This window comes from Mucilaginibacter sp. SMC90 (genome assembly GCF_022811725.1).
GTDB lineage: Bacteria > Bacteroidota > Bacteroidia > Sphingobacteriales > Sphingobacteriaceae > Mucilaginibacter.
In genome coordinates this window covers 4,375,137-4,392,669 of record NZ_CP094527.1, presented here as the reverse complement: position 1 = coordinate 4,392,669, position 17,533 = coordinate 4,375,137, and the positions used below count along the sequence as shown (strand labels likewise).

Annotated in this window: 7 protein-coding genes; all 7 read left to right on the top strand. The window is 41.1% G+C overall.

The features are described from left to right. Nucleotides 1–25 precede the first annotated feature (25 nt). The 7 genes from MTO98_RS18630 to MTO98_RS18600 all read left to right on the top strand — a co-directional run bounded on the left by MTO98_RS18630 (nucleotide 26) and on the right by MTO98_RS18600 (nucleotide 17,455). The gene (locus tag MTO98_RS18630; RefSeq protein ID WP_243480391.1) at nucleotides 26–2,392 is read left to right on the top strand and encodes an ABC transporter permease; all 2,367 of its coding nucleotides are present in this window, start codon (nucleotides 26–28) and stop codon (nucleotides 2,390–2,392) included. A 136-nt stretch (nucleotides 2,393–2,528) separates the two neighbouring features. Next, nucleotides 2,529–4,913, top strand: coding sequence for an ABC transporter permease (locus MTO98_RS18625; protein ID WP_243480390.1), 2,385 nt, complete (start codon nucleotides 2,529–2,531; stop codon nucleotides 4,911–4,913). Between the two features lie 66 nt (nucleotides 4,914–4,979). Continuing rightward, nucleotides 4,980–7,364 (top strand): ABC transporter permease, encoded by a 2,385-nt coding sequence (locus MTO98_RS18620; protein WP_243480389.1) that lies wholly within the window; start codon nucleotides 4,980–4,982, stop codon nucleotides 7,362–7,364. Between the two features lie 103 nt (nucleotides 7,365–7,467). Beyond that, nucleotides 7,468–9,834 carry an ABC transporter permease gene (locus tag MTO98_RS18615; protein ID WP_243480388.1) on the top strand — a complete coding sequence of 789 codons (2,367 nt, stop codon included), beginning with the start codon at nucleotides 7,468–7,470 and terminating at the stop codon, nucleotides 9,832–9,834. Nucleotides 9,835–10,080: 246 nt separating this feature from the next. After that, nucleotides 10,081–12,471, top strand: coding sequence for an ABC transporter permease (locus MTO98_RS18610; RefSeq protein ID WP_243480387.1), 2,391 nt, complete (start codon nucleotides 10,081–10,083; stop codon nucleotides 12,469–12,471). Nucleotides 12,472–12,547: 76 nt separating this feature from the next. Then, nucleotides 12,548–14,968 (top strand): ABC transporter permease, encoded by a 2,421-nt coding sequence (locus tag MTO98_RS18605; RefSeq protein ID WP_243480386.1) that lies wholly within the window; start codon nucleotides 12,548–12,550, stop codon nucleotides 14,966–14,968. 63 nt (nucleotides 14,969–15,031) lie between these two features. Further along, the gene (locus MTO98_RS18600; RefSeq protein WP_243480385.1) at nucleotides 15,032–17,455 is read left to right on the top strand and encodes an ABC transporter permease; all 2,424 of its coding nucleotides are present in this window, start codon (nucleotides 15,032–15,034) and stop codon (nucleotides 17,453–17,455) included. The last annotated feature ends 78 nt before the right edge of the window (nucleotides 17,456–17,533 follow it).

The following is a 17,533-nucleotide window of genomic DNA, read 5'->3' as shown; positions in this document are numbered from 1 at the left end:
GTAATCAGGATTTAAATAAATCGTTATGTTAAAAAGTTATGTAGTTATTGCATTCAGAAATATCCGTCGTAACTTGAGTTACGCATTCCTGAATATTTTCGGACTTACGCTGGGAGTGGCTGCTTGCCTGATTATTTTTCTGGTAGTAAGGAATGAGCTTGGGTATGATGGTTACAATACTAAAGCCGACCGCACCTATCGCGTAACCTTGCACGCACTTGATTTTAATGCTAACGTATCAATGGCGGTTATACCCGCCATGCGGCTTGATTTTCCTGAACTGGAACAAACTACACAGGTTTTTTACCAGGGCGACGCCATGATCAGGATTGGTGAAAACCGGTATAACGAACATAACGTTGCCTTTGGTGATAGTCAAATTAACAAGGTGTTTGATTACCAATGGCTTGCCGGCGACCCTAACACAGCCCTCAAGGAACCCAACAGCGTGGTACTTACCGAAAGTGTTGCCAAAAAGTATTTCGGTAATGGTAATGCTATAGGTAAGCTGATGAATTTTGAAAACCAGCTGGATGTAAAAGTAACAGGCATCATTAAAGATCAGCCCGCGAATACCAGCTTGCCGTTCTCGTTTCTGATCTCGTTAAACAGTATCGAAAAAAACTTAAAAGGGGCCATGGGCAACTTTTGGGCCATAATGGGCGGAAGTTATGCTTACATCGTTTTGCCAAAAAACTATTCCATCCAACAGTTGGATAAAAAAATGCCAGCTTTTATTAAAAAGAACTGGGGGGCTGATGTTGAAAAAGCCGCTGTGTTACCTTTTCAACCTTTAAAGGATATCCACTTTGATCAGCGTTATATCAATAACATCATTACGCCAACTTCAAAAGATACATATTATGCATTAATTGGTGTGGCTTTGCTCATCATCATTACAGCATGTATCAATTTTATCAATCTTGCCACAGCCCAGGCTATCAAGCGTGCAAAGGAAGTAGGCATGCGTAAAGTACTGGGTGCAAGTCGCCCGCAGCTTATTAAGCAGTTTTTGGGCGAGACCACCGTACTTGTTTTATTTTCGGTTTTGCTGGGTGTTGGTTTGTGTGCGTTATTCCTGTCAAAAGCGGCAGCATGGATGTCCATCAACGTTGATGCTTCACAATTGACGCAGCCTGCTGTAATAGGTTGGATAGGGGCGATCACATTAGCAGTGATCTTGCTTGCAGGTTTATACCCTTCATTTGTACAGTCGGCATTTCAGCCGGTTGACAGTTTTAAAAATAAAAATGCTGCCGGCAGCGGAAAACTTACTTTACGTAAAGGGTTGGTGATAGGGCAATTTGCCATATCGCAGATCATGATCGTCGGTACACTTATAGTAGCCCGCCAAATGGACTTTTTCAAAAATCAGGACCTTGGATTTGATAAGGAAGCTGTGGTGTCTGTAGGCTTACCCGATATGAAAAAACGGGATGTATTCAACCAACAAGTAGCCAACTATCCCGGCATTAAAGAAATCAGTTTTTCATCAGGTGCCCCTGGCTTTAATAGCAATTTTACCAGTTTCTCTTCAGTGGAACTGGGCGTGCCTAAGGATGATGTTACCGAGTATAAAGCTATCGATGAAAAATTTACAGATATGTTCGGACTGCAAATGCTGGCCGGGCAAAAGATCTGGAAGAAGAACGATAAGGACACCATACCTAAAGTAGTTATCAACGAAACGATGATGCAAAAACTGGGTATCCAAAACCCCCAGTTGGCTTTAAACAAGCATGTAACTTTAAATGGTGATCAAAACGCTACAATAGTAGGTGTAGTAAAGGATTTTCAAAGCGAATCAAAACATAAAAAGCGCCGCTCATGCGTACTGGAATATAACCCGAACAGGTTTTTTATGGCGAGTATAAAAATACAGCCTGCCAATATGAGTCAAACCATCAGCTATATCAATAAAAAATGGTCGGCTCTTTATCCCGAAAGTGTTTTCCAGTTTCAGTTTGTTGATGAGCACATTGCCAATTTTTATAAGCAGGAACAAAAGGTATACGTGGCCTTTCAGCTGTTCTCGTACATAGCCATATTTATAGGTTGTTTAGGACTGTATGGTTTAATAGCCTTTGCAGCATCGCAGCGCACAAAAGAGGTAGGCATCCGTAAAGTATTAGGAGCGCCGGTATCAAGTATAGTAGCGTTATTTACAATGGAGTTTATTTACCTGATAGCGATAGCTTTTGTAGTAGCGGCCCCGCTGGGCTATTATGTAATGCATAACTGGCTGCAAAATTTTGCTTATCATATCAACATAGGTCCGGGCATATTCATAATTGCAATAGCATCATCATTTATTATAGCTGCGGTTACGATATCATACCAGGCTATTAAAGCAGCTACGATAAACCCGATTAAGAGTTTGAGGGACGAATAGGATAGTCATTAATTCATTGGCTTCGCGTCATTAAGTCATTAATTGCAAAGTGTTTAGATGATTTAATGGTGCCAGGAATATACAGTTGACCAATGACTTAATGACACGAGCTAAAATGACTTAATGAAACAAAGAAATGATAAGGAACTACATTAAGATAGCATTTAGAAGCCTTTGGCGACACAAGGGTTTTTCGTTCATTAATATTATTGGCCTTGCCATAGGTTTAACGGCTTGCTTTCTTATCTACATCAATATAAAATTTGAACTGAGCTACGATACTTTTAATGAAAAGTTTGATCAGATCTATCGTGTCGCAGTTGATGTAAGACATCCCAATGCCCCTGTTATTACAACACCGGCTTCGTTTGTTCAAATGGGCCCATCCCTACAACAGGACTACCCGGAGGTAGAGGCAAATGTCAGGGTGCTTGGCGCGAGGTTTTTAGTACAATATGGTAACTCTAAGTTCCAGGAGGATGACATAATATACACTGATCCTTCTTTATTTAATGTGTTTACTTTACCCGTTATAAAAGGCGATGTTAAAAAAGGGTTTGAAGCACCCTTTAAGGTTGTAATGACACAGACAATGGCCCGCAAATATTTTGGCAATGCCGATCCTATCGGAAAATCCATAACGCTTGATAGTAAGTATCCGGCATTGGTTACTGCCGTGATAAAGGACGTGCCCGCAAACTCCCATTTTAAATTTGATATGGCAGTTTCTTGTGCAACTTTTGAAAAACTCAATCCAGATGTATTGCAAAACTGGGCCAGTATTCATGGGTTTACCTATATCGTATTGCCAAAAGGATATAATTTTCATAAACTGGAAAGTCAGCTGCCGGCATTTGCAAGCAGGCATTATACCCAGGCTGATAAAAAAGAAGGCGTAGATTATGGCTATCACTTTGTGCCTTTGAAAGATATTTACATGGATACCATAAGAGGCGGACCGCAGGTAGGTGATCTGCACAACATCCATATTTTTTCAGCCATTGCGGTATTTATATTATTGATAGCATGTATTAATTTTATAAACTTAACAACGGCAAGGGCTACCGAGCGTGCAAAAGAAGTAGGGGTTCGCAAAGTCATAGGGGCCGCAAGAAAGCAATTGATTATCCAGTTTTTAAGTGAATCGGTTGTTTTGTGTTTAATAGCTTTTTTATTGGCCGTTATATTCAGCAATTCGTTATTACCGATTTACAATCAAATATCAGGTAAAGTTACAAACACAACTATTTTCACGCATAACTATGTGTTTCATCTGTTTATAGTATCTTGTTGCATTGGTATTGGTGCAGGTTTATATCCCGCTTTCGTGCTTTCTGGTTTTAAACCTGTAACCACTTTAAGAGGAAAGTTTAGCAAATCAGGTAGTATATTATTGCGCAGAACCCTGGTAGTGGCTCAGTTCACTATATCAATAGTTCTTATCGTTGGCACCATCGTTGTTTATACCCAATTAAATTATATGCGCAGCCAGCCGCTCGGTTTCAAAAAAGATCAAATGCTTGCCATTAATTTTTCCTCAGATACAGCTGTGCAACACCGCGTTGAGTTTATAAAGAACGAGTTGAAAAAAATCCCCAATGTAGTTTCAGTAACGGCTTCAAGGAGTTTACCTGGTTTTGGTAATGGGAATAGCGATTCGGAGATCGAGAATAAAGCTGGTGTTATGCAGCAAATACTTATTGATGCATACTATGTCGATTATGATTTTATCCCGCAGTTTGAAATGAAACTGGCCGCAGGTCGCATATTTTCAAAGTCATTTGGTACTGATACCTCAAAGGCTTTTATGATTAATGAAGCGGCCGCGAAAAGCCTTGGTTATAACAGCCCTTCTGAAGCGGTAGGACGTAAGCTTTTGCAATGGGGGCGAACCGGAAAAATTATCGGAGTTTTGAAAGATTTTCATTTTCAATCATTGCAGGAGCCCGTAAGACCTTTGAGTATTAGCGTTGATCCTGATTTCATGAAAGTCCTAACAGTTAAAATAGGAACCAAAAACATTCCAGCTACCATTGCTGCCATTCAAAAGAAATGGAAATCCCTCGTGCCAGAACGTCCGTTCAATTACGCGTTTGTTGATGAAACTTTTAACGCGCAATATGCGGCACAAGTGAATTTCGGTAACCTGTTCATGTATTTTGCTGTATTGGCTATACTTATTTCATGTATGGGCTTATTCGGTTTGGCATCATACAGCACTATTCAGCGTACTCGTGAAATTGGCATCCGTAAAGTATTCGGCGCTTCTGTAACAGGAATTGTTAATATGCTGTCTGCCGAGTTTTTGAAACTGGTAGTTCTATCAGCACTGATAGCTTTTCCGTTAGCGTGGTTCATTATGAACAAATGGCTACAGGATTTCGCGTATCGCATAGCGATAAACTGGTGGATTTTTGCATTGGCTGGAGCCATGGCGATTGTAATAGCCTTTGCTACTGTGGCCTTCCAAGCCATGAAGGCAGCATTGGCAAATCCGGTAAAGAGTTTAAGAAGCGAATAATATCTTAAAAAGATTAGCTGTAAGTACTAATAAACTAATGAACAATTGAACCAATGAACTACTATCATGATAAAGAACTACATCAAAATTGCATTCAGGAACCTTTGGCGGCATAAGGGTTTTTCGCTGATCAACATTATTGGATTAGCTGTAGGGATGACGGCTGCATTCCTGATCTTTATGTATGTAAAGTTTGAGTTGAGTTATGATAATTTTAACAAAAAATCTGATCAGATCTTTCGTGTAGTATCAGATATCAAAACACCTACCGAAACTTTAAACTGGTCATCCTCTATAGCGCCTATCGGTCCGGCTTTGCAACAGGATTATCCGGAGATTAAAGGTAATACCCGCATTTTTGGAGCTGGTTTTCTTGTTCAGCGTGGCGATTTAAAACTCCAGGAAAATAACGCGTTGTTTGCCGAACCATCGCTTTTTAAAATGTTTACGTTCCCTGTGATAAAAGGTGATGTAGATAAGGCGTTTTCCCTTCCATATACCATCGTGCTTACCGAAAAAGCAGCAAAAAAATATTTTGGTACCGATGATCCAATCGGCAAGTCATTGATTCTTGATGGTAAAAACCCGGCAAATGTTGTAGCTGTAGTTAAAGATGTTCCTTCAAATTCACATTTTAAGTTTGATATGCTGGTGTCTATAGCCACTATAGCCAAGCAAAGCAAAGACAGACTAAACCAGTGGGGCAACTTCGGCAATTTTACCTATATCTTGCTGCCAAAAGGTTATGATGCCAATAAATTGCAATCGCGCATGAAAGCGTTTGTAAACAGGCACTATACCGAAGCCGATAAAAAGCAGGGTATGGACTACTCGTTTTTTGTTGAGCCATTGAAAGATGTTTACATGGTATCCAAACGCGGAGCGCCGGAATCGGGTAACTTGTACAACGTTCGCATCTTCTCTATCATCGCTGTATTTATTTTGCTGATTGCCTGTATCAATTTCATAAACCTGACTACTGCCCGGGCTACCGAAAGGGCAAAAGAGGTTGGGATTCGCAAGGTGATAGGTGCCATGAAGCAGCAGCTTACTATCCAGTTCCTGAGCGAGTCGGTCATCCTTTGTCTGATTTCGTTCCTGTTTTCGGCCCTGTTCAGCTTTTTGCTGTTATCGTTATTTAACCAGTTGGCCGGCAAAGTGATTAGTGATAGCATTTTTCATAATGGTTACCTATTTCAGCTGTTTTTGATAGCCTGTGTTATTGGTTTGTGTGCCGGTTTATATCCCGCCCTGGTGTTATCAAACTTTAAACCTGTTACTATATTGAAGGGTAGGTTCAGCAAATCAACTAAAGGGATTTTATTGCGCAAAGGTTTGGTGGTTGCTCAATTTACCATATCCATAGTGCTTATTATTGGTACTATAGTGGTTTATAACCAATTGAGCTTCATGCGTAATCAATCGCTCGGGTTTCAGAAAAACCAGATGCTTACTATTGATTTTAGCGGCGATTCGGCTATACAGAGCAGGCAGGAGATCATTAAAAATGAATTAAAGAAAATTCCGAATGTTTTAGGTGCTACGGCATCGGGCGCTATTCCCGGCTTTGGTAATAGTGTAGCATATTCTGAAATTCAAAATCAGGCAGGTGCTATGCAGCCAATGAATATGAACATGTATGATATAGACTATGATTTTATCCCTCAGTTTGAAATGAAACTTGCTGCAGGGCGCATATTCTCTAAGGCTTTCGGCACAGATACTACGCAGGCGATAGTCATAAATGAAGCTACCGCTAAAAGCCTCGGCTATCGTAACGCTGCCGATGCGGTTGGCAGAAACTATTCGCAATGGGGACGCACGGGTAAGATCATCGGCGTATTAAAAGATTTTCACTTTCAATCGCTACAGGAAACGGTTAAGCCATTGAATATGCGTATCAACACCCGAGGTACAGGAGCTTTTACCTTAAAAATAGCGGCTATTAATATACCTGCTACTATTTCAACTATTCAAAGCAGATGGAAAGCTTTAGCTCCGGAAAGACCCTTTAATTATGTTTTTGTGGATGAAACATTTAATAAACAATATGCCTCTGAAGTAACTTTCGGCAACCTGTTCCTGAATTTTGCGGTATTGGCCATATTTATTTCATGTCTTGGTTTACTCGGCCTTGCATCATATAGTACTATTCAACGCACGCGCGAAATCGGGATCCGGAAAGTATTAGGTGCATCGGTATCGGGCATTGTCAATATGCTATCTAAAGAGTTTTTGATATTGGTGCTCATTTCGTCGCTTATCGCCTTCCCGGTAGCGTGGCTAACCATGCACAGCTGGCTCCAGGATTTTGCTTACCGGATAAGTATCAGTTGGTGGATCTTTGTTTTTGCAGGTGTACTGGCGCTTGTTATAGCGTTTACAACAGTAAGTTTCCAGGCTATTAAAGCGGCGTTAATGAACCCGGTAAAAAGTTTGAGGTCTGAATAATTACCATTAAGTCAATAACTGCAGGTCATTAAGTTATTTTGAATGACTGATTATGAACACGACAGGCAATGACTTAATGCCCCAATAACTTAATATAAAAAGTATGTTTAAGAATTATTTAAAAATAGCGTGGCGGAGCTTAATAAAAAACAAGCTTTACTCGGCCATTAATATTGGTGGTTTAGGGGTTGGTATGGCAGTGAGCTTCATGCTGCTGTTGTATGTTTACAACGAGTTTACTTATGATGGGTTTCATGAAAATAAAGACCGGCTTTACAAAGTAATGCGTACCCAACCGTCAAACGAAGAGATAAAAACCGGCGATGCTACTCCCGTACAGGTAGCCGGGGCCCTCCAAAAAGACTACCCTGAAATTGAGTATGCCGCCCGGGCAAATTGGCCTTATGACCAGCTGTTTAATTACAACAACAAACCGCTGAAAATAAATACTATGGCCGCCGACGAAACTTTCCTGAATATGTTTACGCTCGATTTTGTAAAAGGAAGCAAAAATGACGCCTTTAAAGACCTTTCGTCAATCATCATGTCTGAATCGGCAGTTAAGGCTGTTTTTGGAGATGCTGATCCTATCGGTAAAACGGTAAAATTAAATGGTTCGCGCCTCGTGAAAGTGAGCGCTGTATACAAGGACCTCCCCAGAAATTCTACTTTCAGGTTTAAGGCGTTGATGTCATGGAAGCTTTATGAAGCAGATAATCAATGGGTAAAAACATCTGGTTGGGGTAATTATTCCTTCCTTACTTATGTAATGCTCAAGCCAGGGGCCGATGTTAATAAACTTAACGCAGATATTAAAAAGCTTATTGGACGTTATGACGATCATAATAAAGAAAATCAGCTGTTCCTTTTTCCATTTAGCAAATGGCACCTACACAGCGAATTTAAAAATGGTATAAACACGGGTGGGGCCATTGAATATGTACGTTTGTTCCTGTTCCTGGCTATTGGGATCCTGCTCATTGCCTGTATTAATTTCATGAACCTTTCTACCGCCCGTTCCGAACGCCGCTCGCGTGAGGTCGGGATTCGCAAAGTTGTAGGAGCACGGCGAATGGCAATTATTCAGCAGTTTTTAGGCGAATCAATCCTTACTGCTATTATTTCATTAATTGTTGCATTTATATTAATGGTAGCTACGCTTAGCTATTTTAACGAGATCATACACAAGCAGCTTACCATCCCTTACGATAATGCGTGGGCGTGGGGCGCTGCCATATTGGTAACCCTGATAACGGGTTTGCTTGCGGGCAGTTACCCGGCTTTGTTCCTTTCATCATTTAAGCCGGTAAAGGTTTTGAAGGGGGCAAATAAAGCCGGTAAAAGAACGCTTCATTCAAGACAGGTATTGGTTATTGTACAATTTGTTTTTGCCACCTGCCTTATACTTTCAAGTATCCTGATCTATAAACAGATAAACTACATTAAAGATCGTCCGGTGGGGTATTCACAAAACGGGCTTATGGAAATTTCATTAGATGGTAATTTATATAAGGAGTTTGAAAACTTCAGACGAGATATCGTCAATTCTGGCGCAGCTGTTGACGCCGCCGAAACGTCAGGTAGCATAGCCAATAACGGCAGTAGCAGCTGGGGCATCAACTGGCCCGGACAATTGCCTGGTGAAGATAAAATACCTATCGACCAGATTGTTACCTCGTTTCACTTCATTTCAACTTATAAACTTGAATTAATAAAAGGACGCGACTATATACCAGGCCGCATGGCCGACTCGCTATCACTTATTATGAATGAATCGGCCGTTAAGCTTATGCGCTTAAAAGATCCGCTTGGACAAATAGTGAAATGGCAGGGCCGTAACTGTACTGTAGTGGGCATTGTTAAAGATTTTGTTTGGGGTTCACCTTATGAACCTGTAAAACCGGCTATCATAGGTTTTGATAAAGGATGGGCAGGCCAGGTAGGTATTCGTTTAAACCCTAAAGCCCCTATTTCAAAAAGCCTTGCCACAATTGGTAATATTTATAAAAAATACAACCCCGAGTACCCGTTTGAATACAAGTTTGTTGACGAAAACTTTAGCGGCAAATTTGAAAATGAAAAACTGTTAGGCACACTGTCAAGCTCATTTACCGTACTGGCTATCATCATATCCTGCTTAGGTCTGTTTGGATTAGCTTCATTTTCGGCCGAGCAACGCAAAAAGGAAATTAGTATCCGCAAGGTATTGGGTGCAAGTATCAGCAGTTTGTGGTTCAATTTATCGAAAGAGTTTTTAGTTCTTGTAGTTATCTCATTTATTATCGGTTCGGCATTGAGTTGGTATAATATGGATAAATGGCTGCAGCATTATACGTATCGTACAGGCATAAGTGCATGGGTGTTTATAGCTACCATTGGTATAAGCATGGTAGTTTGTTTGCTCACCGTAAGTTGGCAAGCCATTAAAGCCGCTTTGAGTAATCCGGTTAAAAGCCTTAAAAATGAGTAAACCCTAAATTGGTGGGCTGTTAATAGCTTAAACAATATCGACCTAATGATGGCAAGTCTCAGGTAAAGCGTGTTTTTCGTGCTTTTACCTGAGACTTTCTGCTTAAAACAAACGTTCGTATCCGCACTACAAGTGTTCCATAACCGAACGGTTTTTATTTTATGGTTTTTATTTAAGTGTTTGATTTTTAATTGTTTAAATAATTGGTATGGGTTTTACTATTTTAGAGTTATAAACCATTTACCTATGTTACGTAATTACATCAAAATAGCCTGGAGAAACCTTATCAAACACAAGGTTTTTTCGTTTATCAATATTTTTGGCTTAGCCACAGGTATTGCCGCGTTCTGGCTTATAAGCCTTTATGTGGTTGATGAATGGAGTTACGATCGTTACAATATTAAAGCCAACCGTGTTTTTCGCGTTGTGCAGCACGGTACCTGGAACGGTGGAAAATTCAACCTTGCAGTTACCTCGCCGCCTTATGCACCTGCATTAAAAAATGATTATGCCGAAGTGGAAGACGCTATCCGCATTGATGCTGAAGGAGGCGGGAAGATCACTTACGGCGAAAAGCAGATCAACGAGGGAGGCATGTTATTTACTGATAAAGGTTTCTTTAACCTGTTTACCCATCACTTTTTATCTGGCGATCCAAATACTGCTTTAACCAGGCCGCAAAGTATTGTTTTGACTAAAACCCTCGCCGAAAAGCTTTTTGGCAATGCGGCAGATGCGCAGGATAAAACGGTACTTATTGAAAATAGTCCGAGTACAGTTACCGGGGTTATTGATGATGTGCCCGCAAATTCACAATTTACTTTCAGGGCGTTGCGGTCATTACCTGACGGTTATACGGATACCTGGGCCAATTCGCACATCTATACCTATGTACTGCTGAAAAATCATGACGATTTTAAAAAGATCCAGGCTGGTTCTGATGTTTTTTTTAATAAATATCTGAAAGGTGCATTTGGTGCTATGCAATACAGTATGGAACTGCAGCCGCTTACATCTATTCACCTCAACTCAAATCTTGATTATGAATTGGGCAGTAATGGCAATATCACTTATGTTTATGTATTCGGAATGGTAGCATTGCTGATATTAGCCATAGCTGTTATCAATTATGTTAACCTTACCACAGCGCGTTCATCCATCAGGATAAAGGAAATTGGCGTTCGTAAAGTGATAGGTTCAAGCAAGAAGCAACTGATCGTCATGTTTTTTGCCGAATCGGTTTTGTTTACCCTGATAGCGGCTATCATTGCGGCGGTTATGGTGCAATTTTTATTGCCTTATTTTAATCAGCTATCCGGAAAAAGCCTGGTGCTGATGCAGTTTGGCCTTGGTAAAACTGTTATCATGTTTATCTTATTTGCTTTTGCTACAGGTATTTTGAATGGCTTGTACCCGGCCTTGTTTTTATCAGGCTTCCGCACTATTGCTGCTATGAAAGGGCAAATGGGGAGCCAGGCGGCTACAGTTATGTTCAGAAAATCCTTGGTGGTTTTTCAGTTTGTAATTACCATTGTTATGATTGCCGGGTCATGCATCATTTACAGGCAGCTTCATTATGTAATGAACAAAGACCTTGGCTTTAACAAAAAGCAAACACTTACTTTTCATATCAATGATAAATCGGCACGGACAAAAATAGCTGCCATTAAAAGTCAGTTGCTGCAAAATCCTGCTGTTGAAGCTGTGGGGATTGCCGGTAACCCGATAGGTAATAATGATATAGGCTCAGATTATTTCAATATCGGTACAGATGGAAAGGCTAACTCCGAATCGAAAATTGTGGAGAACCTTATTATTGATGAAGATTTTATTCCTACACTGCAGGTTAAGCTTACCAAAGGGCGCAATTTCTCGTCATCAATGAGTACCGACCGGCAGGAATCTGTTATCGTAAACCAAACTTTGGTTAACGAAATGGGCTGGAAGGATGCAGTTGGTCGTTCGGTAAGGGTAGGTTTAGATAATAATGGCAATGTGATCAACCGGAAAATCATAGGTGTAGTTAAGGATTTTAATACTTATTCGCTGCAGCATAAGGTAGCGCCAATGATTATGTATTTGCCGTTTACGCCTAACGACGAGGATAATATGTATATCCGCATTGGCGAAAATAATATTCCGGCCACCCTCGATTATATCAGCAAGGTTTACAGCCGGTTTGATATCGAAAATAAAGTAGAGTTCCATTTCCTCGATCAGAATTTTGCCAATCAGTATCAATCAGAACAAAAGCAGGGTAATATTCTACTCATATTCACTGTGCTGGCTATCAGCATAGCCTGCCTCGGCCTTTTTGGCCTGGTAACCTTTACCGCCGAACAACGAGTAAAAGAAATTGGCATCAGAAAAGTTTTGGGCGCAAGTGTAACCTCTATAGTTACGCTGTTGTCAAAAGATTTGATGAAACTGGTGGTGATAGCTACACTGGTAGCTACGCCGCTGGCCTGGTATGGTATGAGCAAATGGTTACAAAGCTTTGCTTACAGGGTTGACATTAACTGGTGGGTTTTTGCAGTAGCTGGCATTCTTGCTGTAATAATCGCTTTTGTAACCGTAAGTATCCAGTCGGTAAGGGCCGCAAACGCTAATCCGGCAAAGAGCTTAAAAAGCGAGTAGGCAATTTGCAGTTAGCAGTTGTGCGGTGTGATACCAATTGAACCAATGAACTAATGAACAGTTGAACCAATGAACTATGTTTAGAAATTACCTGAAAACAGCATTTCGTACCCTGCGTAAAAACGTAGGGTTTACGGTTATAAATATATTAGGACTGGCACTTGGGCTGGCTACCTGCCTGATGATTGTACTTTATGTGGCCGATGAGTTAAGCTATGACCGCTTTAATGAAAAAGCTAACCGCACGTACCGTGTCAATGAAGACCTGAAATTTGGCAACAATAACGTATTATATGCCGTAGCTATGCCTCCGTTGGCACAAGCTTTAAAAACAGATTTACCGGAAGTTGAAGAAGCAACCCGGCTTAAAGCCGCAGGTGGTTTTCATGCTAAAAAAGGTAATGAAAGTATTTTGGAGTACGGTACCGTTTATGCAGATCCATCGGTATTTAACGTGTTTACATTACCCATGATCAATGGTAATGCTGCTACAGCTTTAAAGGAGCCTAATACAGTGGTTATTACCGAAAGCATGGCTAAAAAGTACTTCAACAGCACCAATGTTGTCGGGAAAACCCTTGCTATTGATAATAACCAATTATTGAAAGTTACGGGGGTGATCAGGGATATACCAAAGCAATCGCACTTTCATTTTGATTTTTTTATGTCGATGGTTAGCTGGCCTGATAGCCGCTCTGCTGAATGGTTAAGAAGCGATTATAACACTTATGTAGTATTGAAGCCCGGTACTGATTACAAAGTGTTTGAGAAAAAATTGGCCGCTCTTTTGAAAAAGTATAGTGAAGGGCAAATGCAAATGGCCTTACACGTTAATATTGCCGATTTTGAAAAAAGCGGTAGTTATTTCAGGCTTAACCTTAGTCCTTTAACCGATATCCACCTGCACTCAAACCGCACCGGCGAGTTAGGCAGCAATAGTTCGGTACAGTATGTTTATATATTCTCGGCCATTGCCATATTTATACTGCTTATAGCAGGCATCAACTTCATGAACCTTTCTACAGCCCGTTCGGCAAACAGGGCCCGTGAGGTAGGAGTACGTAAGGTATTAGGCTCCCCACGTAAATACCTGATAGCTCAGTTTTTAACCGAATCTGTTTTAGTGACCCTGGCAGCTGCAGTTATTGCCTTTTTTGCCGTACTGCTACTGTTGCCCCTGTTTAACCAGGTGGCTGGGAAAGAGTTGGTTGTTGGTTCGCAAACATTAACCTGGTTATTGCCGGCTCTGCTGGTGATTGTGTTGTTGGTAGGCTTTGCTGCCGGTTCATATCCTGCCTTTTTCCTTTCGGCCTTTCAACCTATCAATGTGTTGAGCGGCAAACTGGCGGGTGGGTTTAAAGGCAGCAGGCTCAGAAGCGTTCTGGTGGTTTTTCAATTTTCAATTTCGATATTCCTTATCATATGTACTATAGTTATTTACAATCAGCTTAACTATATCCAAACTAAAAACCTTGGCTATGATCGTAACCAGGTACTTGTTATCAATAATGCATTTGAGTTGGGTAGTCATACCAAAACTTTTAAAAATGAAGTAAAGCAAATTCACGGCGTGGTTAACGCAACTTTAACGGGCTATTTACCAACGGGAAAAAACAGGGGGACATCTATTTTTTACAAAGAGGCTGCATCTGATCAAAAAACAGCCCTGTTCCCGCAGTGCTGGCGCGTTGATGCTGATTATTTTAATACGCTTGGCATGAAAATAGCAGCCGGGCGTAATTTCTCGACGGCTATGCCTACAGATTCTGCCGGCGTGGTCATTAATGAAAGCGCTGCAAAATTTTTAGGCTTTACCGATCCGGTTAATAAAATCCTGTATCGCAATATGGACGGCAACCGCGATCATATCAAACCCTACCATATCATAGGCGTTGTTAAGGACTTCAATTTCAACTCGCTGAGGGTAAATATCAGCCCAATGGTTTTTTTAATGGACGAAGATAGCGGTAACCTGAGCATCAGGGTTAACACAGCAAATTTGCCCGACCTTATTAACCAAATAAAAAACAAATGGCAGGGCATGACCCAAAGTGAGTTTAGCTACTCGTTTATGGATCAGGATTTTGATGCTAACTATCGTACCGAGCAGCGTACCGGAACCATATCCATCATATTTACGGCATTAGCAATTTCAATAGCCTGCCTTGGTTTGTTTGGTTTAGCTGCTTACGCTGCTGAGCAGCGCACTAAAGAAATAGGGATCCGCAAGGTGCTTGGCGCAAGTGTATCTGCTATTGTAGGCTCGTTATCTAAGGATTTTATAAAACTGGTGCTGATTTCCATTGCCATAACTACACCTTTAGCCTGGTATTTAATGAACAAATGGTTACAGGATTTTGCATATCGCATCAGCATACAATGGTGGGTTTTGGTACTGGCCGGGGCAGGAGCTATGCTAATAGCGATAGTAACAGTGAGTTTTCAATCTGTAAGGGCTGCCTTGGCAAACCCGGTTAACAGCCTGAAAAACGAGTAAGCGCTTTGGGGGGAGCAGGCAGTTTTACAACCCGACACAAATGAACTTATAAACAGTTAAACCATGTTTAAAAATTACCTTAAAACCGCTTTCCGTACATTGAAAAAAAATGTCGGATTTACCACAATTAATGTATTTGGTTTGGCCCTCGGTCTGGCTACCTGTTTGCTCATAGTATTTTACGTAGTTGACGAGTTGAGCTACGACAAGTTCAATACCAAAGCCGACAGAATTTACCGGGCCAATATGCAGATCAAGTTTGGCGGTATTGACCAAAGTTATGCGTCATCACCGGCACCACTTGGTGCCACTTTTCAAAATGATTACCCCGAGGTTGAACGTGCATGCCGTTTGCTGCAGCGCGGTGGTTATAATGTTAAAAAGGGTAACCAGGTTATTCATGAAAACCGGATAGTTTTGGCCGATTCAACTTTGTTTGATGTATTTACCCTGCCGATGATAGAAGGCGACCCCCAAAAGGCATTGGTTGAACCCAACACCGTTGTAATAACCGAAAGTACTGCCCGGCGTTATTTTAACTCTACCCGGGCTGTGGGCAAAACTTTTACGTTTGATGACAAGTTGCTATACAAGGTTACCGGCGTAATTAAGGATCTGCCTAAACAATCACACTTTCATTATGATTTTTTCCTGTCGATGGCATCGGCACGGGAAAGTAAGGAGAATGCCTGGTTCAGTAATAACTTTAATACTTATGTGCTGCTCAAGCCTGGGGTAGATGCTAAAAAGTTTGAGGTTAAATTCCCTGCTTTGATGCGCAAATATGCAGGGCCGCAATTGCAGGATATTTTGCACCTCAATTTTGATGCGTTTGAAACAGCAGGTAATAAGTATCAATTGAGCCTTACTCAACTGAAAGATATCCACCTAAAATCAAACCTCTTGTCGGAGCTTGATCACAACGGAAATATTCAGTATGTATACATATTTGGTGCAGTAGCTATTTTTATCTTATTGATAGCCTGTGTAAACTTTATGAACCTGTCAACCGCGCGGTCGGCAAACCGTGCCCGCGAGGTAGGGGTACGCAAAGTGCTTGGTTCAAGGCGTAAATTACTCATAGCGCAGTTCCTGTCCGAGTCTATCATGGTAACATTTATAGCAACAGTAATAGCCGTCCTTATTGCTTATTTTCTGTTGCCTGTGTTCAACAACATATCCGGCAAAACTATGGAGCTTAATGCAGGTTCTTTAATCTGGCTTGTTCCCGCTTTGCTGGTTACTGTTTTGGTGATCGGCTTTTTGGCTGGTTCATATCCTGCGTTTTTCCTTTCGGCGTTCCAGCCCATTGATGTTTTAAAAGGTAAACTTTCATCAGGATTCAAAGGGGGCATGTTAAGAAGCTCGCTGGTGGTATTTCAGTTCTTTATATCGATTACGCTTATCATAGGTACACTGGTTATTTATAATCAACTTAAATATATCCAGAACAAAGATCTTGGTTATAACCGCAGCCAGGTATTGGTGGTACATGGCGTATATGACCTTGGCGAACAAAGCAAGGTATTTAGGGATGAAGTTAAGCAACTGCCCGGTGTAATGGGCGTAACCATGACCGGTTTTTTACCTACATCCGATTACCGTAGCAGCAGTAGTGTTTTTCAAGAGCGTGCGCTTGATCCCAAAAAGGCAGTATTAGCACAAACGTGGATGGTTGATGATAGCTACCTCACAACGCTTGGCATTAAATTAACCAAAGGACGTAATTTTTCAAGCCAGATGCCAACGGATTCGGCGGCTATGATTGTTAATGAAACAGCTGCAAAGTTGATGGGCGTGCGCGATCCGCTTAATAAGCCAATGTTTTTGCCTATGGATAATATGGCCAAAACCTTTAAGGAGTTTCACATTGTTGGGGTTATAAAAGATTTTAATTTCGCTTCCCTGCGTAACAACGTTACCCCTGTAATATTAATGTACGGCGAAAATACAGGTGCTTTAAGCGTAAAGATAAATACAGCAAACATTACTGCGCTGATGGGGATGATCAAGGATAAGTGGAAATCCATAAAACCAGGTAAAGAATTTGAATATACATTCATGGACGAAGACTTTGATTCGTCATATCGTGCAGAGCAGCGCATGGGTACTATATTCATCATATTTACAAGTTTGACTATCATCATAGCCTGTTTAGGTTTGTTTGGCCTGGCTGCCTACGCTGCAGAACAACGCACCAAAGAGATCGGGATCCGCAAAGTACTGGGTGCTAACGTAACAGCTATAGTGGGTATGTTATCTAAAGATTTTATCAAACTGGTTGTTATTGCTATAGTAATAGCTGTTCCGGTAGCGTGGTTTGCCATGCAACAATGGCTACAGGGTTTTGCCTACCGGCAAAATATACAATGGTGGGTGATTGTGCTGGCTGCGGTATTGGCGGTACTGATAGCTTTCGCTACTATTAGCTTCCAGTCCATTAAAGCTGCGCTGGCTAATCCGGTGAGGAGTTTGAAGAACGAATAATTTTTTTATTAAGTTATTTTGCTTTGCATCATTTAGCTATTGGTTAGCTTGATACCGCAAGGCAAAACGACCTCATAG

Bases quoted from the DNA above. Each gene is read 5' to 3' on its own strand.
- MTO98_RS18630 (WP_243480391.1), top strand. From the start codon at position 26: ATGTTAAAAAGTTATGTAGTTATTGCATTCAGAAATATCCGTCGTAAC.
- MTO98_RS18625 (WP_243480390.1), top strand. From the start codon at position 2,529: ATGATAAGGAACTACATTAAGATAGCATTTAGAAGCCTTTGGCGACAC.
- MTO98_RS18620 (WP_243480389.1), top strand. From the start codon at position 4,980: ATGATAAAGAACTACATCAAAATTGCATTCAGGAACCTTTGGCGGCAT.
- MTO98_RS18615 (WP_243480388.1), top strand. From the start codon at position 7,468: ATGTTTAAGAATTATTTAAAAATAGCGTGGCGGAGCTTAATAAAAAAC.
- MTO98_RS18610 (WP_243480387.1), top strand. From the start codon at position 10,081: ATGTTACGTAATTACATCAAAATAGCCTGGAGAAACCTTATCAAACAC.
- MTO98_RS18605 (WP_243480386.1), top strand. From the start codon at position 12,548: ATGTTTAGAAATTACCTGAAAACAGCATTTCGTACCCTGCGTAAAAAC.
- MTO98_RS18600 (WP_243480385.1), top strand. From the start codon at position 15,032: ATGTTTAAAAATTACCTTAAAACCGCTTTCCGTACATTGAAAAAAAAT.